The organism is uncultured Victivallis sp. (assembly GCA_944389935.1).
In the GTDB taxonomy this organism is placed as follows: domain Bacteria; phylum Verrucomicrobiota; class Lentisphaeria; order Victivallales; family Victivallaceae; genus Victivallis.
In genome coordinates this window covers 59,575-85,597 of the sequence record CALXOE010000007.1, presented here as the reverse complement: position 1 = coordinate 85,597, position 26,023 = coordinate 59,575, and the positions used below count along the sequence as shown (strand labels likewise).

Below are 26,023 nucleotides of genomic sequence, written 5' to 3'. Positions count from 1 at the left end.
GCCGAGTCCGACTCCGACCCGTACGCGGCACCGGCACCTTGCCGGACGCAGGGGGTGCGGGGGGCGGCGGACACGCCACCCGCCTCCCACGACCCTGCGACGCCTGAAAAACAAAGGAAACGCTCCCAGCCACCCACGATCCTGCAACGGTCTCCCACAAGGACGCCGGGGGAGAGGTGAGGGGGATAGAAAACTATTTTTCCAGGATATCGCGGACAGACATGCTGTCGATAAGCCAATGATCTTCAATTTTGACGAAAGTGCAGAAGAGTTCTCTGACTTCATCGACGCGGCTGCCGTCATTCATGGTTGCGTTGAGGAGTCCGGTAAAGACGGCGGAGGCTTTGTCGGGAGGTTCTACGGTGATAGAGAGGTCACGAATTCCGATTTCGCAATTTTTCAGGATGCCGCGGCTGCGGGCGAGGAGGCTGGTCAGTTCCGCGGGGGTGTAGGTTCCCGCGAACATTTCGTGACGGAAATCGATTCGGCACTCCGGAGCGAACACTTTGTCGGTGCTGTTAAGTTTGAGCATGGCTATGGCATTTTTCTCATTTTCGCGCTTGGAGGCGAGATCACAGAGGGAACGGAGGGTTTTCCGGATCTGGACTTCGTCGCTGTCCCGGAGCAGATACCAGAGGGAGAGGCCGCCGAGGGCGAGGATTGGAATCAAAATCAGGTAAAACCATTTTCTGGGAAGTATGTTCATAATAAAGATCTCCTATTTTTTACTGACCGTTCAGTTCGGCGAAACTGAGCGGTTTGAACGTCCTGCGCATCGCTTCGCGTTTTTGCGGGTCGACGTTCAGATATTTCCATTTGGCGAATACAAAGTCATTCGGAATGTAATTTTCGAGCCATCCGTGGTTCAGCTGGTATGCGATCGGGAATCCCTCGAACACCCAGGGGACCTGTTCGGAGAGATATCGTACCATCGCCTTGTATTTTTCGGTTCGTTGCGGGGAGTCGGGCATCGGGAGGATTTCTTCAAACATCCGGTCATATTCGGGGTCGGAAAAGCCGATTCGGTTGCAGCCGCCGATGTTTTTGCTGTAAAAGAGCTGGAGGAAATTCTCGGCGTCCGGATAATCTCCGATCCAGGAGAGACGGAAGAGCTGTAATTTCCCCTGACGGAGTTTTTCGTAAAAACGGGCGTTGTTGTTCAACACCGAGGTGATATCGATGCCGATTTCCGCGAGGTCGGAAACGGTCAGTTCTCCGAGCTGCCGATAGACGGAGTTATTTCCGGTCTGGTCGAAAGTAAATTGCAGTTTTTCGCCGGTAGCGGGGTTGATTCCGTCCTTGAATCCGGCTTTTTGGAGGTGAAATCGCGCTTTTTCGAGGTTGTCCTCACACCAGGGATTCCGGAACGATTCGTCGAAACCGGCTACGCCCGGCGGAATCGGCCCCTGAGCGGGGATCAGCTGATAATTCGTATGTTCGACTCGACGCTGGATGTTGTAGGCAAGACTGATTGCGCGTCTGAGTTCAAGGTTTTTCCCGAGCAGCGGATCGGAAAAGTTGAAGCCGACATAACGCACTTCAAATTCCGGAACTCGCAACAGTTTGATTCCGCGCGCCGCGAGAGCCGGAGCGAGAGTTTTCCCGCCGCCGGCAACAAGATCGAGATTATCCTTATCCAGTGCATTCAGGTCAAGTCTGCCCTGCAGAAACATCAGATAGGAGGACATCGGCTGCTTCACGAGGTAGAATACCACCCGGTCCGCCAGCGGCAGCGGACGGGAGCGGTCGGCGGGATTTTCCGCTTCGGCGAAATATTGCACCCGATAGTCGGGATTGCGGTCGAGCTGGAGTTTGTAGTCGTTGATCCAGAGAGTGAGCCGGAACGGGCCGGACCCGACCGGATGCCGCGCAAATTCATCTTTGTAAAACTCCACTGCGCGGCGCGAAACAACAGCGGAATTCGGAATCGCAAGCATATAAAGAAAACGCGGATCGGGTTTCGTCAGGTGGATCTCGAAATTCAAATCATCCAGAATGCGGAATCCCGCAATGCCGGCCTCGTAATCAGGGTTTTCCGACTCGTAGAAAGCGTCGAGTCCCTGAATCTTGCCGCGATAGAGCCAGTATACCGGGCTGTGATTCCGCCGGTCCGCAATGCGCAGGATCGAATAGAGCACATCTTCAGCCGTGATCCGGCGCGCGGATTCCGGCATTCCGTCGAAACAGCGGTCTTCGGCAAATTTCAGGTCATCGCGCAGGCGGAACGTGTAAATGTCGAGAGTCTGATTTACCGTCGGCATTTCAGCGAGCATCGACGGAATGAGGCGGTAAGGTTTCGCAGTATAATCGTATTCGAGCAGCGTATCGTAGACGGCGGCGACCATGTTTCGGCTCGCGAGGTCGTCCGCCTGAGCCGGATCGAGCGTTTTAACCCGGCTGCCGCCGGAAGTGTAGAGTGTTCGCTCCGGCTCTTCCGCTTTCGCAGTTGCGCAGCAGAAAAAAATAAGGAGCACCGCCGCCGTCAGGCGGAGCACTCCATTGATGTTGAATCCGATTTTCTCCACTTACTTTGCGAGTTTTTCAAACCGTTCAAACTGCTTTTGATAAAAAGCGTGACGATTGGCATCCGGAACGTACGTTTTGACTTCAAACGAACCATTGACCACTTTGCGCGCCTCGGACAGGGAGGTGATTTCGCCGGAAGCCATCGCCTGCGCGAGCAAATTTCCGATCGCAGTCGCTTCGACCGGTCCGGCTACAACGGGGAAGTTCAGCGCGTCGGCCGTTAACTGCATGAGCAGCCCGTCCTTGGTTCCGCCGCCGACAACGTTCAAACACTGATAGTGTACGCCGAGCAACTTCGCCAGAATGTTGAGTTTGCTGCGGAAATAGAGCGCCAGCGAGTCGTAGATCGCCCGCACGATTTCGCCGTCATTCGTGATCGTTCCCTGTCCGGTCCGTTTGCAGAAGTCGACGATCCGCTGCGGCATGTCGCCGGGGGTTACGAACGAAGGATCGTTCGGATTGATCAGGAATTTACAAGGTTCGGCGCTGCGTGCCATATCCTCCATTTCCGCAAATGAGATGGGAGATTTCGTCTCATTCCAGATGCGGCGCGTCTCCTGGAAGAGCCAGCTGCCCATGATGTTTGAAAGGAAGCGGATCTTGCCGTCGAGCCCGCCCTCGTTCGTAAAACTGTATTTTTCCGATTCCTCACTGCGGAACGGCTTGTCGATCTCTGCTCCGAGCAGCGCCCAGGTTCCGGCGCTGATGTAGGCCCAGCTTCCCTGTTCGGGTGCCGGGACCGCCGCGACTGCACTGGCCGTGTCATGAGAACCCACTTTGATGATTGGAATCGGACCGCATCCGAGTTCTTTCTGCAGTTTTTCCGACAGCGTTCCGGAGAAAGTGCACGGTTTTACGATTTCCGGAAACACATCGCGCGGCAGACCGAGGCGGTCGATGATCTCCCAATCCCACTCTTTCTTCTCGGGATCAAGCAGATTCGTGGTCGAACACTCCGTGTATTCGCTCGTACGGGCGCCGCCGAGCGCATATGCGAGCGCATCCGGCATGGTCAGGAAAAAACTCTCCTTGAAATCCTCCGGATGCATCCGATGGTGTGCCGCAAGCTGATAGACCGTGTTGAGCAGCATGCACTGGATGCCGGTCCGCTCATAAAGCTCTTTTTTGGAAATTTTGCACCAGACGTCGTTTTCAGGGGAGTTCGTCCGGGTGTCGCGGTAATGATAGGGCCAGCGGCGCATTGTGCCGCTCTTTTTGTCGAAAAAAACGTAGTCGACGCCCCAGGTGTCGATTCCGATGCCCCGAAGTTGCGGTTCAACTGCAAGAGCTTTGCGAAGTCCCTCTTTAAGCTCGGAGCACAACTGGGGATAATTCCAGTAGATCGCTCCATCCTTTTCGGTCGGCCCGTTTGCAAAGCGGTGCACTTCCGTCAACGACAATCTGCCTTTTTCGAGTTTTCCGATTATGGCACGACCGCTGGAAGCGCCGAGGTCGAACGCAAGAAAGCTGCTCATAAACTCCCCCCTTATTCTACAGTGTTTTTTCTGAAAGCATCTTCGCCGTAAATTTCACCGAGCCGGTCATAGCTCATCCGGATCAGCTCTTCGGTTTCATCCCAGCCGATGCAGCCGTCCGTGATCGAGATGCATGGATCCGGTTTTTCGCCGGGTTTGATCTTCTGGGAACCGGGCAGCAGATTGCTCTCGAGCATCACACCGGCAATCGCGGTCTCCCCCTCTTTGATCTGGTTGAGCACATCACGCAGCACGACGTTCTGTTTGCGGTAATCCTTTCCGGAATTGGCGTGACTGCAATCGACGATGATGACCGGCGGAAGTTTCGCCTTTTTCATCGCGACTTTCAAAAAAGCGATGTGTTCCGCGCCGTAGTTCGGTCCGCCGCCGCCGCGCAGCACAATGTGCGCATACGGATTGCCCCGGGTACGGAAAACACCGACGTGACCATCCTCAAGTACGCCGATGAAGCTGTGTTCGCTGCGCGCAGTGGAAATCGCGTCGATTGCAATCTGGAACGAACCATCCGTCGCGTTCTTGAATCCGACCGGCATCGACAACCCGCTGCCGAGCTGGCGATGAGTCTGCGCTTCAGTCGTGCGCGCTCCGATTGCCGCCCAGGTGACCGCATCAGCGATATATTGCGCAATAATCGGATCGAGCATTTCGGTTGCAACCGGCAATCCGAGGTCAACGATCCGGAGCATGAGCTTGCGTGCGATGAAAATTCCCTTTTCGATGTTGTAACTCTCATTCAGATCCGGATCGTAAATCAATCCTTTCCAACCGATGGTCGTGCGCGGTTTCTCAAAATAGACGCGCATGATGACCATGATCCGGTCCCGGACTTCGTCACTGAGTGCCTGAAGCCGCCGCGCATATTCAAGCGCGGCATCGGGATTGTGAATTGAACACGGACCGACGATCATGATGAGTTTCTTCGACTTTCCGTCGAGAATGTCGCAGAGTTCCTGCCGCGCATCGTTGACCCGCATGACAGCGTCCAGCGACAACGGCAGTTCCGAGCGAACCGCACCCGGGCTCGAAAGCACGCTGCGGCTGGCGATATTCAGATTGTTACTGCTGATCATGAATAATAAAGTTCCTTTAAAGAGAGGATAATATACAATCCTCCCGCATTTTTTACAAGCGGCTCGCGAAAATCTCACCGATCTTCCCGCCAGCCATCCTGTAAAAAAGCGGAAAGGCGGCAGTGCCGCCTCCCCGGTCTATCCAATACCATTTTTCAGGATGCGGCCTGTTCCGCAGCCTCCTGCGATTTCTTCTTGGCGATCTTGGACCGCGCAACCGCGCTGGTTTCGAGGTCGCCGAGCATGATCCGGATCCGGCGGATATTTTCCCGGCATTCCGGAATCTTCACTTTTTCAAAGAGATTAACACGCTGTGACGTGCTGCGCAGCTCCGCGGAAAGCAGCCGATGCTGCTCCTCGAGCACCTTGTGCGCCTCGCGCAGAGAGACAGCGTCTTTCAACGCCTGAACCGCATCATCCACATACCAATCCGTATCGAACAGATCCCAGCTGGCCGGCTCGAATTCGACCCGGTCGAAAGTCGGAATCGCGATTCCGGCGATGTTCGCTTCTCCGGTCACGACGTTCCTGATCCGCACCAGTCCCTCGAGAAATTCCACATCCTCCGCCCGGCTGAACAACTCGAGAAATCCGGCCATGCGCTGAACCAGCGCTTTCTGCTCCTCCAGATTCTTTTCGAGCTGCTCTGTGCTGAGACGCACCTCCATCTGGAGCTGCTGCTTCTTGAGCTGCAGTGTCGGCAGAAAGCGGGTGAACTGCTTGAGCGAGTCCTGTTGCGCCTTGAGTTCGGTTTTCGTAAATTTGATCTTGGCCATCGGTCGCCCTCCGCAGGCTTACTTCTTCGCCTCGGGCCAGTACTGTTCCACGAGGTCGGTCTTGATGCCGACTTCGTTCCGGTCGAAGCAGTCGGCCAGAATCTTCCAACCCAGGTCGAGCGCATCCTCAAGAGAGATGTTGACGGAAAGATCCATCATATTTTTCTCGAAGAGCTTGCCGTATTTCAGGAGTTTCTTGTCCCAGGCGGACATCTGGAAACCCATCGACTGTTTTTCCAGCGTGCTGCGGTAATCCGAATAGAGGCGGATCATCGAGTCCATAATCGCGCGATGGTCCGGACGGGTTTTCCCGTTGACCTGCTGCTTCAGTCGCGACAGCGAACCAAACGGCTCGATACGACCGTGACGCAGATAGAACTGCCCCTCGGTGATGTATCCGGTGTTGTCCGGCACCGGGTGGGTGACGTCATCGCCCGGCATCGTCGTGACCGCCAGAATCGTGATCGAACCGGCCGAATCGAAGTCGACCGCCTTTTCGTAACGGCTCGCGAGCTGGCTGTAAAGGTCGCCGGGATATCCGCGCGTCGCCGGGATCTGTTCCATCGTGATTGCGATTTCCTTGAGCGCGTCCGCGAAGTTCGTCATATCGGTCAGCAGTGCGAGAACCCGCTTGCCCTCGAGCGCAAACTGTTCCGCCACGGCCAGCGACATATCCGGAACCATCAGACATTCCACAGTCGGATCGGCTGCGGTGTGGATGAACATCACCGTGCGCGACAGAGCGCCCTGTTCATCCAGCGTGTTCTTGAACTTCAGATAATCGTCATATTTGAGTCCCATTCCGCCCAGGACGATCACGTCGACTTCCGCCTGCAGCGCAATGCGCGCGAGCAGTTCGTTGTAAGGTTCGCCCGCGATCGAGAAGATCGGCAGCTTCTGCGACTCGACCAGCGTGTTGAAGACGTCGATCATCGGAATGTTTGTGCGGATCATGTTGCGCGGAATAATACGTTTGGACGGATTCACCGACGGTCCGCCGATGTCGACCATATCCGAAGTCACCTCCGGACGGCCGTCACGCGGCGTGCCGCGCCCCGTGAACACGCGCCCGAGCAGCGCTTCCGAACTCGAAACCTGCATTTCGCGTCCGAGGAAGCGCACCTGATCTCCCGTGCTGATTCCGCGGCTGCCCGCGAACACCTGCAACGACACCTTGCCGTCCGCCAGCCGGATCACCTGCGCGAGCGAAACACCACGCGCGCTCGTCACCTCGGCCAGTTCGTTGTAGCTGACATCGTCGGCCTCAACCGTAATCACGTTGCCGGCGATATGAATGATTTTGTGATAGACTTTACGCATTTACCGTGCTCCGTTCCGCGATTTTTGCTTCGATGGCAGCCTCCTGGCTCTTGAATTCTTCGCTGTCCATGGCCAGATAGTTGAGGTCCATGAACATCTGACGCAGATTCAGGAAGTAGCTGCGGGCGGTATCCTTGTCCGGCAGAGTGAAGCTGCCGGTGAGAACCTTGTAGATCCGGTCGAACATATAACGCTGACGCTCCGCGCTGGTCGCGCCGTCGATATTGTCGAACGTATTCTGCTGCAGATAGACATAATCGAGAAATTCGCTCTTCAAATAGATGATGAAGTCCGCGAGGCTCGTTCCCTCTTCACCGATGACTTTCATCATCTGATTGACTTCAGCGCCCTGGCGCAGAATGCCGCGGGCGAATTCGACCTCTTTCGCATCGACCACACTCTTGTATTTGCTCCAGCTGTCGAGCGGATGGATCGCCGGATAGCGCCGCGCGTCGGACCGCTCGCGCGAAAGGCCGAGAAATGCGCCGACCACTTTCAGCGTCGCCTGCGTAACCGGCTCCTCAAAGTTGCCGCCCGCCGGGGAGACCGCGCCGCCGATCGTGACGGAACCGATTTCACCCGTGCGAAGCTTCACGAGACCCGCGCGTTCGTAAAATCCCGCGATCAGCGATTCGAGATAGGCCGGGAACGCCTCCTCGCCCGGGATCTCCTCAAGTCGGCCCGACATCTCGCGCAGTGCCTGCGCCCAGCGTGAGGTGGAGTCGGCCAGAAGCAGCGTATTGAGTCCCATCTGGCGGTAGTACTCCGCGAGTGTCACTGCCGTGTAGACCGACGCCTCACGCGCAGCCACCGGCATCGAGCTCGTGTTGCAGATGATGATCGAACGGTTGATGAGCGGCTGACCCGTGCGCGGGTCTTCGAGTTCCGGGAACTCACGCAAAATCTCCACCACTTCGCCCGCGCGCTCGCCGCAGGCCGCGATGATGACCACGTCCGCTTCCGCATAACGGCTGATCGCGTGCTGAAGCACAGTTTTCCCCGCGCCGAACGGTCCCGGTGTACAGAACGTTCCGCCGACTGCGACCGGGAAGAAAGTGTCGATCGTACGCTGCTGGGTCACGAGCGTCTTTTCCGGCAGAAGTTTTTCGGCGTAGTCGGAGATCGGAATCTTGACCGGCCACTGCTGCGTCATTGTGATATTGCGCTTTTCGCCCTGATCGCTCACCGCGACGGCCATGACCTCGTCAACCGTGTACTCTCCGGCGGGAGCGACCGATTCGAGCGTCCACTCCCCTTTCCATGCGAACGGCACCATAATGTAATGCTTGACCACGCCCTCCGGAACAGATCCGATCCGGTCGCCGGGACGGACTTTGTCGCCCGCCTTCGCGATCGGAGTGAACGCCCATTTCTTTTCGCGATCGAGAGCGCGCAGATAGACGCCGCGCTGCAGAAAGAATCCCGACTTTTCCGCGAGCAGCGGCAGCGGATTCTGCAGTCCGTCATAGACCTGGGTCAGGAGGCCGGGACCGAGTTCCACCGAGAGCAGCTCCCCGGTGAATTCCACTTCATCGCCCACTTTCAGCCCGTTCGTGCTCTCGAAAACCTGCAGGTCCGCCCGGTTGCCGCGGACGCGGATGACTTCGCTTTTGAGCTTGACATCGCTGTCGCCGACTCGGGCGAACGCAACTTCGTTCTGCATGACGCGGTCGCTGAATTCAATCGTGATCATGTTGCCGTTGACCGCGACCACTTTTTCAGTATTCTTCTTTCCCTCTGCCATTATTGAAACTCCTGACTCAAGTGGATGTTATATGCCTTTTTCCGCCGAACCGGTGATGCGATCGACCGCCGCATTGAAGTTTTCCCGCCCGGTTTCGGTGCTGCGGTTGCGGTATTTGTTCAAAATTTCGAGCCTCAGTCGGTAGACGCAGAGTCCGTCGAAATCGAAATCATGCCCTGCCTCAAGGTCGTCAAGCATCCGCCAGCGAATGCGGTCGATCAGTTTCTCCCGTTCGAGCGGATCTGGTGCCGCGGCCGCGGTTGCAAGTGCCGAGTCTACTTCGCCGAAATAGAGTTCCGGATCCGGAAGTTTCACGGCGCGATCCTCGTCTCTTCCCGCGCGCCGTTCGGCGATGCGGGTATGCAGATACTGTTCAAATCTCGTGTAATCGGCATAAACGCGGGGGAGTCCCGCGGCGGAACCGGGTTCACGGCTCACGGCGAGCGTGCCGGTTTTCAGTTTTGCAAGAGATTCCGGCGACATCTGCCCGGAAGCAAGCTCGTCGAAATCCGCGACGCTCATGCCCGGATTCTGGCCGAAGCTCAGGCTCGGCAGTGAAGCTGAGAAATAATAATACATGTTCCGCCGTTCCGTTTCGCCTGAATTTTCATTACTTTTCCGCGAGGATTCCCGCCAGCCGCGGGCCGATGTAGGCGGCGACCAGTTCCGTGACCGCTTCGCTCGTGAAGTCGAAGTAGACTTCGCCGTTCTTGAAATTCACTTCGAGTCCACCCTTGATTCCGGAGTCGCCGAACACTTTCGGTTCGGTGCGGAAGCTCGCGCTGAGTGAACCTTTCAGTGCCGCTTCAAGCGCCGGAACGTCTTTCACCGCGGTGAGAATCGTCAACTGGCTGTTCGGATCGGCCGCGAATTTCGCGGCGAGTTCTTTCACGAGCGCCGCCATGAAAGCCGGGGTCAGCGCCTGTTCCGCCGCCGCGGAGACGGCGCGGGTCATGCGGCGCTCGAGTTCCTGCTGCAGTTCAAGGATGATGTCGCGTGCAGCCTGGCGGACCGCCGCTTCCGCCCGTTTTTCGAGGGATTCGGCCTGTTCGGCGGCCTCTTTTCTGGTCGCTTCGGCCTCGGTTCTGGCTTTCTCCCGGATTGCTTTCGCCTCCTTTTCCGCGTCGGCGATGATTCCCGCCGCGGTAGCCTCCGCCTCTTTCACGCCTTTCTCCTGGATCTTATCGAGCAGGCTCTGGAATTTTTCCGCCATTTTATCCCCCTGTGCCGTCAGGCTTTGTTTTTTGTTTGTAAATATTCGCTTGGTAATGTAGTTCTGAAAATCGTTTTTTTCAAATCACTCCGCCTGAAATCGGAAAGATTTACCGTTTTTTTCCGTTGCTGTGCCGATGTTCCGGCATTTTCCGGCTTGTATTCGGGTTTGTCTGCCGGTATATTAAACCGCAAGCCGGCGGGCAATGCGTGCTTTCCGGCGGGAGATCCATTCCCTGCTTCGGAGAATCTACTGTGAATCTGCTGCTGCTCGAACTTGCCGATTTCGTTTCGGAATCAACCGCCCGGATCTCCGGCCGCCGTCATCGCCAGCTTCTCGACGTGATCCGCGCCACCCCCGGAAAAGAGTGCCGGGCCGGCCTCCTCAACGGCAAAACAGGAACGGCGAAAATATCCGTCATTACTCCGGAAATGACGGAATTATCCGTCACTTTGAGCGGAGAACCTCCGCCAAAACTGTCCGTCACTTTGATTGCCGCACTGCCGAGGCCCAAGACGTTTCTCAAGGTGCTGCATACTGCGACGGTCATGGGTGTCGAGCGGATGATTTTCCTTGAATGCTGGAAAGTCGACAAAAGCTACTGGTCGACGCCGCTCATCGAACCCGGCAGCATCCGGGAACATCTGTTGCTCGCACTCGAACAGGCGGGGGACACGGTTCTGCCGCGCGTCGAATTCCGCCGCCGTTTCAAACCGTTTGTCGAAGATGAACTCCCCGGCATCGCCGCCGGAACGCTCGCCCTCGCCGGTCATCCGACTGCGACAGAGTCAATGCCGCACCATCTCTCCGGAAAGATCACGCTTCTCGTCGGCCCCGAGGGAGGATTCACCGATTACGAGATCGGCTTGCTCGAACAGAACGGCGTCAGACCCGTCAGTTTCGGGAGGCGCATCATGCGGACCGAATTCGCCGTCACTGCGCTTCTCGCCCGCATGGAATAAATCGTACGTCCGCCCATTTGCAATATTCGGCAGGGGGGCTATATTACGCAGATCAGTTACAGCAGATATCTACGACGAAACGAGGAGTTTAGCAGCCGGAATGAGCCGTTTTTTTGAACTGCGCCGCGAATTGCGGGAGGAATTCACCGCAGCGGGGATCGAGTCGGCGGGCGTGGATGCCGACATTCTGATTTCCGAACTTGCCGGAATCGGCCGTGGAGAGCTCTTCCTCCGTTCCGATGAGGAAGTTCCGTCGGATGTTGAGCGGCAGATCCGCTCTCTTGCCGCCCGGCGGGCGCAGCGCGAACCGCTGCAATATCTGCTCGGTTATGCGTATTTCATGGAGATCCGGCTCGATGTTTCTCCGGAAGTGCTGATTCCGCGGCCAGAAACTGAGCGACTGGTGGAATGGGTCGTCGAACAGCTCCCCCGGAACGGGACGTTGCTCGACCTCGGCACGGGATCCGGCGCGATTGCGCTTGCAGCGGCTTACGAGCGTCCTGACATCAATGTCACTGCCGTCGATGTAAGTGCCGATGCGCTCGCCATTGCGATGCACAATGCCGGACAACTCGGTTTATCGCAGCGCGTCCGCTTTGTTGAATCGAATCTCTTCGATGCTCTGGAAAAAGAGCGATTCGACCTCATTGCCGCGAATCTTCCTTATGTGACCGATGAGGAGTTTGCGACGCTTGAACCGGAAGTCCGCTGTCATGAACCGCGGCTTGCGTTGACCGCGGCCGATGCGGGTTTTGAGTTGATCCGACGGGCGGCGCTTGCCGCTCCGCGGTTTCTGAAGCCCGGCGGCAGTGTCATCTTTGAACTGGCCCCCGCTCAGGCGCCGCGGCTCGCGCAACTGCTGGCCGACAGTGGCGCGTATTGTCGAATCGCCGTCCTGAAAGATTACACGCACCGGGAGCGTTTCATCACGGCACAGAGGTGGGAACACGGAGAGACTGTGCGATGAAAAATGAAAAAAATCCTCCGCCCCGGAGCAGCTGCAGCATCCGCGAACTCGCAAAATATGTGGGGTTGTCGACCTGCACCGTTTCAAAGGTACTGAACAACTGTGCCGGTAAAAAGATTCCGCAGGCGACCCAGCAGCGGGTGCTTGCGGCCGCGCGGGAGCTGGATTACGTCCCGAACGTGAATGCGCAGCGGCTTTTTCAGCGCCGCAGCGGCGTGATCGGGTTGCTCGTTCCGGCTAATCCGCTTACGCCGGGGAACGTCTTCGGGGATGCCCATTTCGTCGATATTCTCGGCGGGATGGAGCCGCTGCTCGAGGAGAACGGCTACCATCTGATGCTGCTGTTCCGCAACGGGGAACGGCGGCCGGAAGAGCGGTACTGGAAACTTTTCCGGGCCGGAACCATCGATGGACTGCTGATCTGGGGTGCTTCTCCGGAGTTCGGATGTTTTCGCGAGCTGGAAGAGAACAAAGCCCCTTATGTGTTCATCACGAACCGGCCGCTCGACGTTTCCGCCGACGGGGTGAATTTTGTGGCGAGCGATTACCGCGCGGTTGCGCACGATGTGGCCGGGGCGCTGTTGCGGGCGGGATGCAGAAAGCTGCTTTATCTTGCCGGACCGGAACAGAGTTCGGTCACGACCGCGATGCGTCAGGGGGTCGATGAGGCGCTTGCGCAGAGCGGGGCGGAACTTTTTGTGCATTACTCCCGGTATATGCCGGAGGATGCGCGCGAGGCTCTGTTCGCTGCCGGGAAGAGGAGTTTCAGATTCGATGGAGTATTGTGCGCTTCCCGCGAGATGGTTCCGGGCGTGCTGGAAGCGGCTCACCCGGCCGGAGGCGGATGTGAACTGCCGTTTCAGCTTGCCACGCTCGATGCTCCGGCGCGTGCTGCGCTGCTGCCGCAGGAAATCGCGATGGGAAAGATGGAGGATTCCACAGTCGGAAAGGTTGCGGTTTCCTCATTGCTGGATCTGATCTCCGGCGAGAACAGCCGGATTCACCGGCTGATCCCGGGAACGACGGTCGAAAATCCCCATATTCTCCCTCGCGCAGAGTGATTCCGGGAAAACGGTGAACATTTCCCGTGGAGGAAAGATTCCGGGAAAACGACAGAGAAAGTGGTACCGAGGGCGGGACTTGAACCCGCATGGTCGAAACCGGTTGATTTTGAGTCAACTGCGTCTGCCATTCCGCCACCCCGGCATATCATGGTTATTAAAATAGCCGCGCGTTCCCGAAAAATCAAGCCCTCTGCCGAAAAAGCGGCGCTTTTTTCCAAAATGCTCCGATTTGTCTTGTTTTCCCGTCTCATGGGCACAAAATCGGGTTGAAACAGGAGGAAAATGTGCTTAAAATAAAAAAATCATGTTTTTATGTGTACATTTTTTGTGTTCCATGTGCACATTCTACATAATATCTGTTGGAAAATCAAACGGGTGAGGGACGCATGCTGTTGCAGGAACGGGCCAATACTTTATATGCGCAACTGCTCAAAGAGCTGAAACTCTTTCGGACCGGCGGTAAATTTTACGGAATCCGCGAGATAATCGCGCGTTATCATGTGAGCCGCCGCGTTGCGGATCTGGCACTTCAGACGCTGACCGGGGACGGTTTGCTTGAGCATCGCCATCAATACGGCTATTACGTCCGGAATCTTCATAAGCGCCGCAATGTCGTGTTCTTCCACAATCAGTGGGTCAATGAGGAGCTGCGCGAAGCTTCGCGCTGGCTTCAGGAGGAGTTTCAGAGTCTGGCCGACTACTACGAGGTCGGATCTCTCGCCTATGATTACCGCAGCGACTTTGTTCCGCTGCTGAAAGAGTCGCCGGCCGACGTCCTCATCGTCTGTCCTCCCGCCCGGCCGCTGACACGCGAGGAGATCATCTACGCTTCGCAGAGCCCCCGTCCGATCATCTTCATGGATCGCAATCTGACCGACGCCGGATTGCACTGCACATTCCGCAAATTCGAGTACGACATCATGGAACTGGTCGATTACCTGGTCTGCCTCGGTCATCGCAGCCTCACAATGCTCGTCGCCGAGCCGCCCGTCGGTGGAAACCGCATCGAGATGGACGCTTTTCCGGAATTCGCCCGGCGTCGTGGCTGCCGGGTCACGGTGCTGCCCTGTGCGCCGGAAGTGGGAAATTATTCGCCGACGATGGCGCATGACACGCTTCACGCCTATCTCGAGGCGAACCGGCCTGATTTCACCGCGCTCTTCGTCATCAGCGACTACGCCGCTCAGGGGGCGATTCGCGCGCTGAAAGCACATGGTTACCGGGTCCCCGAGGAGATCAGCGTGGTCGGTTCCGGTCCGCGCTCTGTGCGAATTATACGGAGCCGCCGCTCACGACGCTCGGAGTCGATCTGCACGCGAGCATCGCCGCTCTCGCCCGGGAAATCCACCGCATGTGGGACCGGTTCGACACGGGCGAGCGCATTGCGCTCTTCTCCGTCCCGAAAGTGACGGAGCGCGCGAGTACCCGTCCCATTCCCGTCTCCTTCGCCGCCGGAACTCTGCCGGGGCTGAATGCATATTATCAGGACCTGCACGTATAAAAGAAAGAATGTGAACATGCGCAAATCATCTGCTCGTTTAGTAGAACTCCTCTTCCGCAAAGATTCTACATCGATCGAATTTTTAATGGTGAATGGTTGCCGGACATGCAAACATTCCTCCGTTTCCGCTCTGCAGTCAAGAGAGGGGTTCGGGGGAGAGAAAGCGATTCACTCTCAAACGCCCCGCCTTGTTCCCGCCCCGCAACCCATTTTCGTGCCCGGCAGAACAAGAGAGGGGTTCGGGGGAGAGAAAGCGGCTCGCAAGAGCGCGTCTCTCCCCGTACCAACCGTCCCTCAAATACTCCATCAGCCGATCATCGCCGCGCAACAGAGTCTCCGCTCGGCAAGCGGCGAAGTGGAGCAAAAACGCGAATGGGTCTTTCCGCAGAAAAGCGGGAAGAGCCGTTCGCGTTTTTGCGGCTCTTTCTCCCCGCACCGGCCGACCGCAGCCGAGTCCGGCTCCGACCCGTACGCGGCACCGGCACCTTGCCGGCCGCAGGGGGTGCGGGGGGCGGCGGACACGCCCCCAGCCTCCCACGACCCTGCAACGGTCAAAGCCCACGACCTGGTAACGAAAAAAACGGCATTTACGCTCATAGAGCTCCTCGTGGTGATTGCGATCATTGCGATTCTGGCAAGCATGCTGCTGCCGGCGCTGAATCAGGCACGGAAACGGGGGCGGGCCGCCAATTGTCTGAGCCGCTATTCCCAGTTGTTCAAGTCCTTTTCGTTCTATGCCGATGATTATAATGGGCTGATGTTCACTCACGTCATGCCGGGGCCGAAACCCTGGGGTACCAGACTGATTTTGCTGAATTACCTGGATGAGAAGATCCGGAACTGCCCGTCGCTGGAAGTGGATGACGGAGATTATTTTCGCACCTATGGAATGTATCGCAGCTCTCTCGTCGATTCGTGGTATAACAACAAGAAAGAAGAATGGGGCAATTTTGCCGTGAGAAACGGCAGTGAAGACAGCCTCTACTATGCGATCGGGCGCATGAGAACCCCGACGAAAATCTTCATGTTCGCAGACACAATGTGCACGGCCGAGTCGACGTATTCCGGCAAGGGCTTATGGACTTACAGCCCGACCTGGAACGGGTCCGGAAATGCCAGCAGCGGCATTTCGATTCACCATGCCGGACGCTGCAATATGAGTTTCTTCGACGGGCATGCCGCTTCTCAGGCGAAAGCGGATTTGAAGGTACTCGGCTTCACGTCGGTGATCGATGGCGGAAGCCGGGTTGGATTGTAACAGTTCCTGCGGAAATCGGTGTTTGAAACATCATGAAGAGAATCTGCATTCTGGCTGCGGTTGTTGCAGCGGAAATTCTGGCGGCGGCGGCGGATGGGCTTCGCCCGCTGCCGTGGTCGGCCGGGTTGAACGATCCGGCCCGGTTTCAGGCGCACAGCTCCGGGGAGAGCCGGATCACGTCCGGCGGAAAGGGCGTGGTCCGGATCGAGGCCGAATTCCCCGCCGGAGTCGACCGCTGGTGTTACCAGAAACTCACATTCCGGAAACCCGTCGAGAATTTCGAGGATGCGGAAGAGTTGCGTTTCGAGATCAAATTCGATCCTGATCCAAAGGGATTCCGCCATGTTTTTCTCATGATGGACGGGCACCCGAATTACGCGCTGCCGAAACCGGACGGCTCGTGGCAGAAGGTCGCGGTCAACTTCAAAGAGGCGAAGATCGATCCCGCCGGGGTCTCAACCATTCAGATCGGGGCCAATCCGGGCGGAAACCGCCTCTCCTACCGCCTCCGCAACATCGAGGTGCTCAGCAGCCGGCCGTGGAGGCCAGAATTCGATGCCGCCGCCGTCGTCGTCGCCGCAGCCCCCGGAACCATGTTCTTTGAGACGGAACCGCTGTCGTTCTCACTGCTCGACGGTATTCCGGCACCCGCTTCCTGGACGTTGCGGGACAGTCAGGGCAATCTGATCAGAACCGGAAAGTGGCCGGCGCGGGGCGGTTTGCGGCTCAACCGGCTTCCGCGCGGTTACTACACGCTGGAATTTGAGGGGAAAGGAGGGGTCTCTTTTTCCGGGGAGCGCAGTTTCGGTGTCGTTGCGAATCCCGCAAACCGGAAACGCAATCCCGACAGTTTTTTTGCGCTCGACTCCGCGCAGAGCTGGCTCGCCCGTGCCGACAGCCGGAACAGCCGTCACCCGCAGGAGGGGTTTGAAACCGTCTCCGAACTCGCGTACCGTTCCGGCGCCGCGATGGTCCGCTACCGCCTGAGCTGGAGCGAAACGGAACCGCGCCGCGGTGACTTCCGCTTCGGACAGTACAAGACCAATGCCGAACTGCTGCACAAACGGGGAATCCCGATTCTCGGCATGTATCACAATGCTCCGGGCTGGGCGAAATCGGCGACGACGGTTTCCGCGCTTCCGCGCGATCTCGCCGCGGTCTACAACTACGCGAAGAGACTCGCCGTGGAGTTTCGCGGGACGGCCGGTGCGTTTGAGTTCTGGAACGAACCGGACATCTATTACACCGTCGAGGGAGCCTGGGACTACGCTTCCGCGCTGAAAGCCGCCTATCTCGGCTACAAGGCCGGAAACGCGAAACTGCCCGTCTCCATCGCCGGAATCGCCAAGACTGAATTGAGTCCATACAGCGAAACCCTCATGAAAAACGCGGCCGGAGAGTATTTCGACATCTACGCGATCCACTCCTACCGGTCGCTGACGGAGTATCCGGAACTCTCCCGGAACATGTTTGCATTTCTGCGCCGGTACGGTCTCGAGGCGCGCCGGGTCTGGATGACGGAGAACGGCTGCCGCGCCGAGGGACCCGCCCGGCTCGAAAGCTGCATTGCTGGGGCGAAAGCGCACAGCCCGGAACAGGAGATGCTCGTAGCGGAGTTTCTGCCGAAAGCGATGATTCAGCTTCAGTTCGAGGGATTCGACCGCGACTTCTTCTTCGTTTTGTCTCCCTACACCGAGAACGGCGGCAGCAAAGACTGGGGACTCATGCGGGGGGATTTCACCGCCAAGCCCGCCCTGATCGCATACTCGAACCTCACTGCCGAACTTGAAAACGCCGAGCTTGAGGGGGAGATCGATCTCGGCAATCCCGATGTGCGCGGATTTCTCTACCGCCAGCCGGACGGGACCCGGACGCTTGTCTACTGGACGAAGTCGGAGCTCGACACCGAACCGTCAAGCGAAGAATTCAGGCGGACCGGCGAACGGGACGAGTCGTTTTCACTTCCGGCCGCGGGGGAGCAGCTCTATCGCGGACGCAACGTTTTCGGCACGCCGTTTGAGGTCCGGCCGGAGAACGGCGTACTGAAGCTGGTTTCAACGCGGATGCCCGCGTTTCTCTCCGGGCTCTCCGGACTTGAGCCGACCCGCCGTCCGCCGCGTTCGCCGGAACGCAAAAACGCCGACGGGAGCCGTTACAACCGTTCCATCGTCTTTCAGACCGAACTCTCGAATGATTTCACGCTCTCGATCGACCGGGAATCCGCCGATATCTGCCGCGAGAACGTTTTTCTGAAACTCATCGTCTGGAATCTCTCCGGGCGAGAGCAGTCCGGCACGATCGAACTTTCCGGAGGGCGATTCATCGGACTGCCCGCGGAGTGCGCCATTCCCGCATCCGGCCGGGCCGAGTACCTCCTCAAATTCACTCCGGAGATCGATTCCGGACGCAAAGGGGCGTTCCGGGCGGAGGGAACGTTTTCCGGGCAGCCGGTTTCTCCGCTGCTGATTCCGCTCACCTGCTACACAAATCTCGACCGGACGACCCGCCGTGTCGAACTCTCCGGCGCGCTCCGTCCGGAAAACTGGCGGAAGAATGCTTCTGGAGAAATGGAGATTTCGTTCGATCAGGCCGAAAAGGCGATCCGTTTTTCGGCCCGTTTCGCTCCCACCGTCAACGACCGCTGGTTCTATCCGGAATACGTGCTGCACCTCCCGGAGGAGTCACTTGCCGGAGCGATCGGGATCTCGTTTGAAACGAAAGCCGTTCCTCCATACGATATCCGCCAGATGCTCGTGATGGCAGTTCCGGGGACGGAAAAGGAGGTCGGCACCGCCTATTTCCTCAAGGCGGCGAGTCCGGGGGCGGAGTGGGAGACCCGCACCGTTTCGTTCGGACAGCACGATTTCGACCCCGCTTCGATCCGTATGCTGCGGTTCGGACTCAACACGACGCGGCGGGAGATCGATCTTCTGGTCCGGAACGTCAGAATTCTCTACGCGGAATGAGTTCCGCTCCCGCCATCCGGCCGGGATTTCCGGCCGGACGTGGAGAGGGTTTTCCGGATCAGAACAATTTCCGGCGGCGGAAAATCAGAATCGTTCCGGATGAACGGGTGTTCGGCTGAATTCCCGTGACATAATCCTCTTTGCCGAAGTTGGGGTGGACGGTTTCGATCTCTGTCACGGTTCCGACCAGTTCCCATTTCCCGAAATACAGATTGATCGTTCCCGTCAAGCTCTCTTCTTCCAACTCTTTGGGAAAGAAGTTTTCGAGTTTTTCATATTTGGTCAGGTTTCCCCGCACTTTGACAGCCTTGTACTCCCAGGAGTTCGGCCAGACCGTCACGATCAGCAGCAGGAGATTGACCAGAAGAATACCGCCGACCAGAAGCAGGAGCACGCTTTTTCCGGGAGATGCGGAGTTCCGGCTGGCGGGAGGGGGCGGAAGCGGATTTTTGTCCTCAACGGGGAGAAATTTCCGGTTCGGTGATTCGGGCGATGCCGGTTTTTCGATCTGCAATGACTGGCCGCACGCCGGACATTCCGCCGTCTGGCCGATCATGCTTTCGTCGGCTTCCATCTTCTGGGAACAATGTTTGCATTTGAATTCAAACGTCGCCATGAGAATCTGTCCTTTCTCCTTTGATTTATGGATTCGATTCAAAAGGCCTTACTGCTGGTGTCCACTTCCAAACAAATTTTCCACTTTTTTCTGATAGAAAACCGCCTGAAAAATCCGAATATCGCGTGAGTGGGAATTGTATTTCGCGTGCCGGAACACGCTCCGTGTCGCAGACACATTTCCGGTTCGGCGCGGCAGAAATGACAATCCATCACCGCTTCTCCGGGATGACCTCGAGCCAAGCGTGATCCTGCGGATTCTTCTTGAAGAATATAGATCACGTTCGTCGAGATTTCCAGTCGAAAAAGAAAGAAAGCTTGACAACCGCATACCGATGGGTGTATATTCTGCCATGTGCATTTGCGATGATGCGGAAAGGAGGGTGAAATGGCTTCCGAGACCTGTGAGATCACCGAACTGCTCCGGATTCTGAACAAGCGCAATCAACTGCTCGTGAAAGTGTGGTTGTATTTCACTCTCGGGCTCGGAATCGTTCTCTCCCTTTTCGGGCTTATCGCCTGGCCGTTTCTGGCGTCGACGCTGGGACCGCTCTCGAGGCTGATGTTTCCTCCCGTCATCCTGTGTGCGGCGCTGGTGCTGCCGCGTCTCTTCCTGTGGATTTTCCGCCTGGCGTTGCCGGTTCCGCGCTGCCCGGAATGCGGTGCGAGGATGGAGAGTCTCTCCCCGGCGCTGCGGCGCTGCCCGAAGTGCTGCCGGGTCGTTGCCCGCGATTCGCGGAGTCTTCTTCCGGGCTATCAGCTGCCGACGGACGAAAAATCGCTGCGGGTGCGCGACCCGGAAGAAGCGATTTCCGTCGGAACAGTGGCCGTCCGGGTCGGCAGCTTCCTGTTGTGCGCAATTCCGATTGTATGGGTTGGATCGTTTTATTTCGGTTCTTCTTTTCCGGAGACGGGATCCGTGGAAGCGGGCACGTGGATTATCACCGCGGGCGGAGTTCTGGTTTTTGCGCTCTATTTTGCCGCAGTTGCATTCCAGCGGGCGGCGCCGGAACTGGTGGAGTGGATCGATCGGAAGTGTGACCGTCTGAACCGGCATCTCGACGACGACTATCGCGGAATCGATCCCGATCCGGCTCATCGCTGCCCGCACTGCGGTCGGGAACCCGATCACGCGCTGGCGGCGGTCACGGGGAACTGTTCGCACTGCGGCGGTCCGATCCGGGAAACCGCGGTTGAACCGGAACAGCCAGAACTCATGGAGGAAAAACTCCTCCACCGTTACACCGCGATCCGGAGGCTTGATAATGTTTTTTATTTATTACTTCCTGCGGCTGTCGTGTTTGCCTGGATCTGCGCTGAAGAAGCGAATTGGGATTGGGCGGCGGCATGGGGGCTCGGCGCGATTGCTCTTGGCGCAGGCTACCCTCTCGCGTTGTTTGCATTGCGCCGGAGGTGGCGTATCGTGACGCGCTGTCCGTTCTGCGGCAGCCGCAACAGCCGGTGGAATTCTCCTGCCGCCTGGCGTTTTCTTCTCCTGACCGGCCACTGCGCCAGCTGCCGCCGCAAACTCGTCCGAACCGGCCCGCCACCGAAGTGATCAGCCCACCGTTTATCTGATCAGGTTCAGGGGGGTGTGGAAGAAATCCCGGTATGGCGCCTGGGCTTTCCGGCGGAATTCCGAAGGAGAGAGCCCCGTGTAGGATTTGAATTTGGCGGAGAAATCGAATACGGAGCAGTAGCCGAGTTCACGGGAGATGCTCTCGATCGAACGGTAGGTCTGAGCCAGCAGCGATCTGGCGGCCGCCGTCCGCCGCTGAATCCGGTAACGGTTCGGGGAGATGCCGATCCGGTCCGTGAAAAGCTTGCGGAACCGTTCATAGCCCCAGCCGTTTTTGAGGCAGAAAGCGTGCAGATCGCGGTTTTCCGCAAAGTTCGTGCCGAGGAATTCGCAGCCGCGATGAATCATATCCTCCTCCTCGCCGCCGCCGCGGGTCTGCCGGACGCAGTCGGCCGCGAACGTGCAGAGCTCCATGGCGCACTCCAGCAGCGCATCTTCCGGCGCGGTTTCGAGCCGGTTCATCAGCATGTCGAAACGGGCAAACCATTCCGGGGACGGATCGAAATATCCGGTCAGGTTATCGTCGCGGAGCGAAAGATAGTTCCGGAAGAACGGCCATGCGAAGTTTCCGAGATGGAGCCAATATTCCAGCCAGCCGCTTTCGGCGTCCACCCGGATCAGGTGCTCCAGCTCCGGCCGGCGCAGGAAAACGGAACCGGCGCACAGCGGATAACGCTGTCCCGCGATGCTGTTTTCATAACAGCCGCTTCCGCGGGCCAGCCAGGAAACGGAGAAAAAAGAAAAGCTGGTCGGAGTCGTAATCCGGTCACCCGGTTCCGGTTTATTCTGTATTCCCATTCCGATTCTGTCATTGCAGTTCCGGTTGGAGCGAAAAACGATCCGGGTCGGAATGTCAATGCCAGAAAACGTATTTTCATTTACCATATTACACAATCCTTTTCCCTTGTTTTTTGCTCGATATCAGGTCATAATATTAAAGTAGCACTTGTTGAATAAAAATTCAAAAGACGTAAAATAAAGCAAAAAACGATGGATTGATATCGAGCGTTGTTTTTTCGGAATCATTTGCCATAAAATAAACAGGAAAGTTGAGACATGAAGAAATCCTTTCTTTCATTTCCTCTGGCTGTATTGCTGACCGCGGCGGGACTTTCGGCCGGTGAGAAACTTTATCAGCCGGAATTGACGCAGCAGGTTCAGCCGGGGGCCGGCCGGTATTTCACCGGAGAGGGGGACACGGCAGTTTTGAATTTTTCGGCGTCTGACATCGGCGAAAATACCGTGGACATTCCGGTCGATCCCGCGCTGCTGGCGGGGAAGACGGTGACGCTCTCCGGTGAAATCTCCCAAGTGAACGTTTCTCCCGGACCGCACCCGTGGAACGGCGTCCGGCTGGCGCTGAAGCTGGTCGATGAAAACGGCAGACGGGATATGCCGCAGGTCTCCACCTCGGCCGGTTCGGCGGACTGGACGACGCGCCGGGTTTCAGTCAAGGTCCCGGAAAACCTGAAGTCGGCGGCGATCGTGCTCGGGCTCGACTGGGTTGTCGGAACCGCCCGTTTCCGCAATATCGCCGTCACCGAAGAAGTGTTGCCGGATTATGCCGCCTGCACGGTCACCGGTTACGCCGACCGTACCGATGTCCGGTACCGGCCCGGCGAGGAGATGCGTTTCTTCTTTCTGCTTCAGGAAGACGGCAGGCCGGCGGCGGGAAAGCTCCGCATCACCCGGTACGGAGACGACGGCAGAACGGAGACGTTCGATATGGAGACGAAGCCGGGCGTTCCGGCTGTCTGCCGCACCTCGCTCGATCAACCCGGCTTCGTGATGGTCAAGGCGGTGCTGCTCGACCGGGACGGGAAAACCGTCAACCGCTTCTGGGCGAACCGCTCCTGCCCGGTGGAGTTCGGCCTCGGCGCCTGCGTCGCTCCGGAAGCGCTCAAGCAGGGCGTCCCAGAACCGGCCGACTTCGATGCGTTCTGGCTGAAGGCGAAGGCGGAGCTGGCCGCTGTTCCGATGCGGGTGCAGGAAAAGAAGCTCGTCAGGGAAACTGAAATCTCCCGGGTTTATGACATCAAGGTTGCCGCCGTCGGCACGCGTCCGGTCTCCGGCTACCTGACAGTTCCGAAAGATGCGAAGCCGGGTTCTCTGCCGCTGTATCTTCATTTCCACGGTTATGGCGTGCAAAGCGCGGAAGTCATCGAATCGAAAGATGCGATTCACTTTTTCATCAACGCCCACGGCATCGAAAACGGCCGCGAACCGGAGTATTACCGCGATCTGGCAAAGGGCGAACTCAACGGTTATGGTTTCAGAAACGATGAAAACCGGCAGCCGGATACCTGCTATTTCAAGAACATGATCCTGCGCAATCTGCGGGGGCTGGAGTTCGCCCGCTCCCTGCCGGAATGGAACGGGAAGGAAACTTACCTTCAGGGAGGCAGCCACGGCGCCTTCCAGACGATGGCGGTGGCGGCACTTTCCGACGGGATCACCGGCTGTGAAATCGGTATTCCGTGGCTCTGCGACCTCGGCGGCGTCGAAGTCGGGCGGCTGCGCGGCTGGCGGCCGGATTACGCTCCCGGCCTCGGCTACTACGATACGGTGAATTTCGCGTCGCGGGTCAGTTGTCCGGTCACGATCACACATGCGGGCCTCTCGGACTGGATTTGTCCTCCCTCGGGTGTCTGGGTACTTTTCAACAACCTGAAAGGCAAGGCCTCCATGACCATGTATCAGGGGCTGGACCACGCTTGGTATCCCGGCTACAACCACGACACGGCTTCCCGCCACACCTATACGAAATAACGAAAGGATTCCAACCAGATGAAAAACACTCTCCTCCTTGTCGGTGCCGGCCTGATGTGCGGTCTGGCGGTCAATGCAGCCGCCCCGGCGCCGGAGCTTCCCTGCCGCTGGGAGCGTCTCAATCTCGACGGCGGCGGCTATATCGGCAGGATCGTGACCGATCCGAACCGTGCGGGCCGGGTTTACTGCCTTTCCGACAAGGGCGGCATTCACCGCAGCGACGACGGCGGGAAAAGCTGGGTTATGAAGAATCGCGGCTTTTTCCGGGAGACCCACTACGGTGTCTCCGACCTGGTGATCGACCCGAAAAATCCGGACCGGCTCGTGGCGGCGGTCGGCAATGCTCCCTGGGCGTGGAAATTCTGGTATCCCGGCGCCGTGATGGTCAGCAGCGACGGCGGCGAAAGCTGGAAAGAACGGAAAATTCTGGGCTTTCCCGGCGAAGGTACACCCGGCAAAGACTGGGGCAACCGGCTCAATTTCGCGCCGGACGGCACGCTCTATGCGGCGACCTTCCATCAGGGGCTTTGGAAAAGCTCCGATGCGGGCGACAACTGGGAGTTCGTGGGATTGGGAGACAAATTCCTGACCAACGTGCTGACCGACCCGGACGATGCGAATCGCCTTCTCGTTTCGGCACGGGAACTGCCGCTGGACTCCAACCGCAGCGGCGGTCTTTACGAGAGCCGCGACGGCGGAAAGAGCTGGAACCGCCTGCTGGAACAGAGTGTGACCAGCCTGGATCGTGCCGTCTATCGGGCGGATTGGCTGCTGGCCAACTGCGGAAAGGAAGGAATCCTCTTTTCCGAAGACCGCGGCAGAAACTGGCGCGCTCTTCCCGTGCGGCAGGAGATGACCCGTTTTCATCAGGTGAAATTCCAGCCGGGCCGCGAACCGCGCATCTGGGCGACCGTGCCGGGCGAAGGCGCGCATCTCTTTTACACGGATGATTTCGGAAAGAACTGGGTACAGCCCGCGGTGAATTTCCGGCAGGCGCTCCGCTACCCGGCGGACTGGTACATGGATGCCCGGAAATGGACGAAATTCAGTTCGCTCAATGGCGTTTATGAAATCACGTTCGACCCGGTGAATCCGGACCGGATCTATCTGGGCGACTTCTTCACGGTTTGGCGCAGCGATGACGGAGGAGAACACTTCACCGCCTGTCCGAAAGGGATCAATACGCTCTGCGTCTATCAGGTCGCCGTGGATCCCGTCGATCCGCAGACCATTTACGTAAACACCGCGGATCTCGGGCTGTTCAAAAGCACCGACGGCGGCAAAAATTTCTTCTGGCCCTTCCGGGATGACAAGAAAACCGGCGACATGCTCATCAACGAGACCAGTCGTCTGCTCATCGCCGAAAACGATCATCGCAAACTGGCGCTGACCATGACCATCGACTGGCAGAATCCGACCGTCAACGGCTTTTACACCAGTACCGACGGCGGTCTGCACTGGGAGAACCGCTCCGAGGGAATCCCCCGGCTGGGCAGTTTCCTGACCGGACTGGTCACACTCTCCGGCGATCATTCGGAACTGCTTGTCGCGTGCGGCGGCAATGCGAAAATGTCTGGAAATGTCTATTATACCCGCAATGGCGGCGAAAAATGGGAGGTTTTTGCTCCCGGCCTGCCGCAAGGCAAGCTCTTCGGCGACAACTGGACGATTCTTCCGAATCTCGTCACCGACGGCACGAACATCTATGCCGCAACGGATCAGGGGCTGTATCACTGCGACCGCAAGGAGAGGCAGTGGCGGAAAATCGGCGGGGAGGCGCTCAAAGAATACGCCGTCCGGACCATTGAGGCCCTTCCCGAGGCTCCCGGCGTCTTCTGGGTGGGAACCAACAAGGGGCTTCTCGTCAGCCGCGATGCGGGAAAGAGTTTTTCGAAGGCTTCGCTGCCCGGCATGGAGATGTGCCAGGGAATCGCGATCGACCCGAAAAATCCCGACCGCTGGTTCGTCGCGGTCGCAGCTCCATGGTGGACAAGCCACACCAACGTTCCCGGTATCTACCTGACCGAGGACGCCGGAAAAAGCTACCGGAGACTCAGCGACATGCCGGGCGAGGGCATGGCATGGCGCCTGACGCTCGATCCGCACGACGGCAACCGGCTTTATGTCGGCACGAACGGCATCGGCGCGTGGCGGGCGGTTATTGCGGAAAACGGCTCCCAGAACACGGCAGAGTGAA

The 26,023-nt window shown here is 57.9% G+C and carries 20 protein-coding genes and 1 tRNA gene; 9 read left to right on the top strand and 12 right to left on the bottom strand.

Annotation, left to right across the window (positions count from 1 at the left end):
* Positions 1-193: 193 nt before the first annotated feature.
* From Q0J85_RS04005 to Q0J85_RS03965, 9 genes are all read right to left on the bottom strand, one after another.
* Positions 194-706, bottom strand: coding sequence for a hypothetical protein (locus Q0J85_RS04005; RefSeq protein ID WP_294478428.1), 513 nt, complete (start codon positions 704-706; stop codon positions 194-196).
* Positions 707-725: 19 nt separating this feature from the next.
* Positions 726-2,525 carry an ABC transporter substrate-binding protein gene (locus tag Q0J85_RS04000; protein ID WP_294478427.1) on the bottom strand — a complete coding sequence of 600 codons (1,800 nt, stop codon included), beginning with the start codon at positions 2,523-2,525 and terminating at the stop codon, positions 726-728.
* The gene (locus Q0J85_RS03995; protein WP_294478426.1) at positions 2,526-4,001 is read right to left on the bottom strand and encodes a rhamnulokinase family protein; all 1,476 of its coding nucleotides are present in this window, start codon (positions 3,999-4,001) and stop codon (positions 2,526-2,528) included.
* Between the two features lie 11 nt (positions 4,002-4,012).
* The gene (locus tag Q0J85_RS03990; RefSeq protein WP_294478425.1) at positions 4,013-5,092 is read right to left on the bottom strand and encodes a 3-deoxy-7-phosphoheptulonate synthase; all 1,080 of its coding nucleotides are present in this window, start codon (positions 5,090-5,092) and stop codon (positions 4,013-4,015) included.
* A 155-nt stretch (positions 5,093-5,247) separates the two neighbouring features.
* Positions 5,248-5,868, bottom strand: coding sequence for a V-type ATP synthase subunit D (locus Q0J85_RS03985; RefSeq protein WP_294478423.1), 621 nt, complete (start codon positions 5,866-5,868; stop codon positions 5,248-5,250).
* 18 nt (positions 5,869-5,886) lie between these two features.
* Complete coding sequence (locus Q0J85_RS03980; protein ID WP_294478422.1) at positions 5,887-7,188, bottom strand: V-type ATP synthase subunit B; 1,302 nt, start codon at positions 7,186-7,188, stop codon at positions 5,887-5,889.
* Positions 7,181-8,932 (bottom strand): V-type ATP synthase subunit A, encoded by a 1,752-nt coding sequence (locus tag Q0J85_RS03975; RefSeq protein WP_294478421.1) that lies wholly within the window; start codon positions 8,930-8,932, stop codon positions 7,181-7,183. The genes Q0J85_RS03980 and Q0J85_RS03975 overlap by 8 nt, the downstream gene beginning before the upstream one ends.
* A gap of 27 nt (positions 8,933-8,959) precedes the next feature.
* Positions 8,960-9,511 carry a DUF2764 family protein gene (locus tag Q0J85_RS03970; RefSeq protein WP_294478419.1) on the bottom strand — a complete coding sequence of 184 codons (552 nt, stop codon included), beginning with the start codon at positions 9,509-9,511 and terminating at the stop codon, positions 8,960-8,962.
* A gap of 31 nt (positions 9,512-9,542) precedes the next feature.
* On the bottom strand, positions 9,543-10,145 hold the full coding sequence (locus Q0J85_RS03965; protein ID WP_294478417.1) for a V-type ATP synthase subunit E family protein: 603 nt from the start codon (positions 10,143-10,145) through the stop codon (positions 9,543-9,545).
* A gap of 254 nt (positions 10,146-10,399) precedes the next feature.
* Between Q0J85_RS03965 and Q0J85_RS03960 the strand changes: the two genes are divergently transcribed.
* The 3 genes from Q0J85_RS03960 to Q0J85_RS03950 all read left to right on the top strand — a co-directional run bounded on the left by Q0J85_RS03960 (position 10,400) and on the right by Q0J85_RS03950 (position 13,135).
* Entirely contained in the window at positions 10,400-11,107 is a 708-nt protein-coding gene (locus tag Q0J85_RS03960; RefSeq protein WP_294478416.1) for a 16S rRNA (uracil(1498)-N(3))-methyltransferase, read from the top strand.
* Positions 11,108-11,207: 100 nt separating this feature from the next.
* Positions 11,208-12,074, top strand: a complete 867-nt coding sequence (prmC, locus tag Q0J85_RS03955) for a peptide chain release factor N(5)-glutamine methyltransferase (RefSeq protein ID WP_294478414.1) — start codon at positions 11,208-11,210, stop codon at positions 12,072-12,074.
* Positions 12,071-13,135: a LacI family DNA-binding transcriptional regulator gene (locus Q0J85_RS03950; protein ID WP_294478413.1), complete on the top strand. Its 1,065-nt coding sequence runs from the start codon at positions 12,071-12,073 to the stop codon at positions 13,133-13,135. Before prmC ends, Q0J85_RS03950 begins: the two co-directional genes overlap by 4 nt.
* Before the next feature lie 61 nt (positions 13,136-13,196).
* Here Q0J85_RS03950 and Q0J85_RS03945 read toward each other — a convergent pair.
* Positions 13,197-13,280: transfer RNA gene (locus tag Q0J85_RS03945), tRNA-Leu, on the bottom strand.
* 244 nt (positions 13,281-13,524) lie between these two features.
* Between Q0J85_RS03945 and Q0J85_RS03940 the strand changes: the two genes are divergently transcribed.
* The 3 genes from Q0J85_RS03940 to Q0J85_RS03930 all read left to right on the top strand — a co-directional run bounded on the left by Q0J85_RS03940 (position 13,525) and on the right by Q0J85_RS03930 (position 18,863).
* Entirely contained in the window at positions 13,525-14,547 is a 1,023-nt protein-coding gene (locus Q0J85_RS03940) for a substrate-binding domain-containing protein (RefSeq protein ID WP_294478412.1), read from the top strand.
* Positions 14,548-14,853: 306 nt separating this feature from the next.
* Positions 14,854-15,897: a prepilin-type N-terminal cleavage/methylation domain-containing protein gene (locus Q0J85_RS03935; protein WP_294478411.1), complete on the top strand. Its 1,044-nt coding sequence runs from the start codon at positions 14,854-14,856 to the stop codon at positions 15,895-15,897.
* 32 nt (positions 15,898-15,929) lie between these two features.
* A complete protein-coding gene (locus Q0J85_RS03930) occupies positions 15,930-18,863 on the top strand; it encodes a hypothetical protein (RefSeq protein WP_294478410.1) in 2,934 nt (977 codons plus the stop codon).
* 58 nt (positions 18,864-18,921) lie between these two features.
* Here Q0J85_RS03930 and Q0J85_RS03925 read toward each other — a convergent pair whose 3' ends face one another.
* The gene (locus Q0J85_RS03925) at positions 18,922-19,479 is read right to left on the bottom strand and encodes a zinc ribbon domain-containing protein (RefSeq protein WP_294478409.1); all 558 of its coding nucleotides are present in this window, start codon (positions 19,477-19,479) and stop codon (positions 18,922-18,924) included.
* Positions 19,480-19,866: 387 nt separating this feature from the next.
* On the opposite strand from Q0J85_RS03925, the gene Q0J85_RS03920 reads away from it, so the two are divergent.
* Positions 19,867-21,036 carry a hypothetical protein gene (locus Q0J85_RS03920; protein ID WP_294478408.1) on the top strand — a complete coding sequence of 390 codons (1,170 nt, stop codon included), beginning with the start codon at positions 19,867-19,869 and terminating at the stop codon, positions 21,034-21,036.
* A gap of 12 nt (positions 21,037-21,048) precedes the next feature.
* Here Q0J85_RS03920 and Q0J85_RS03915 read toward each other — a convergent pair whose 3' ends face one another.
* A complete protein-coding gene (locus Q0J85_RS03915; RefSeq protein ID WP_294478407.1) occupies positions 21,049-21,855 on the bottom strand; it encodes an AraC family transcriptional regulator in 807 nt (268 codons plus the stop codon).
* 258 nt (positions 21,856-22,113) lie between these two features.
* Here Q0J85_RS03915 and Q0J85_RS03910 point away from each other — a divergent pair, with 258 nt between their 5' ends.
* On the top strand, positions 22,114-23,826 hold the full coding sequence (locus tag Q0J85_RS03910) for an acetylxylan esterase (RefSeq protein ID WP_294478406.1): 1,713 nt from the start codon (positions 22,114-22,116) through the stop codon (positions 23,824-23,826).
* Positions 23,827-23,844: 18 nt separating this feature from the next.
* Positions 23,845-26,022: a hypothetical protein gene (locus tag Q0J85_RS03905; protein WP_294478405.1), complete on the top strand. Its 2,178-nt coding sequence runs from the start codon at positions 23,845-23,847 to the stop codon at positions 26,020-26,022.
* Position 26,023: the final 1 nt, after the last annotated feature.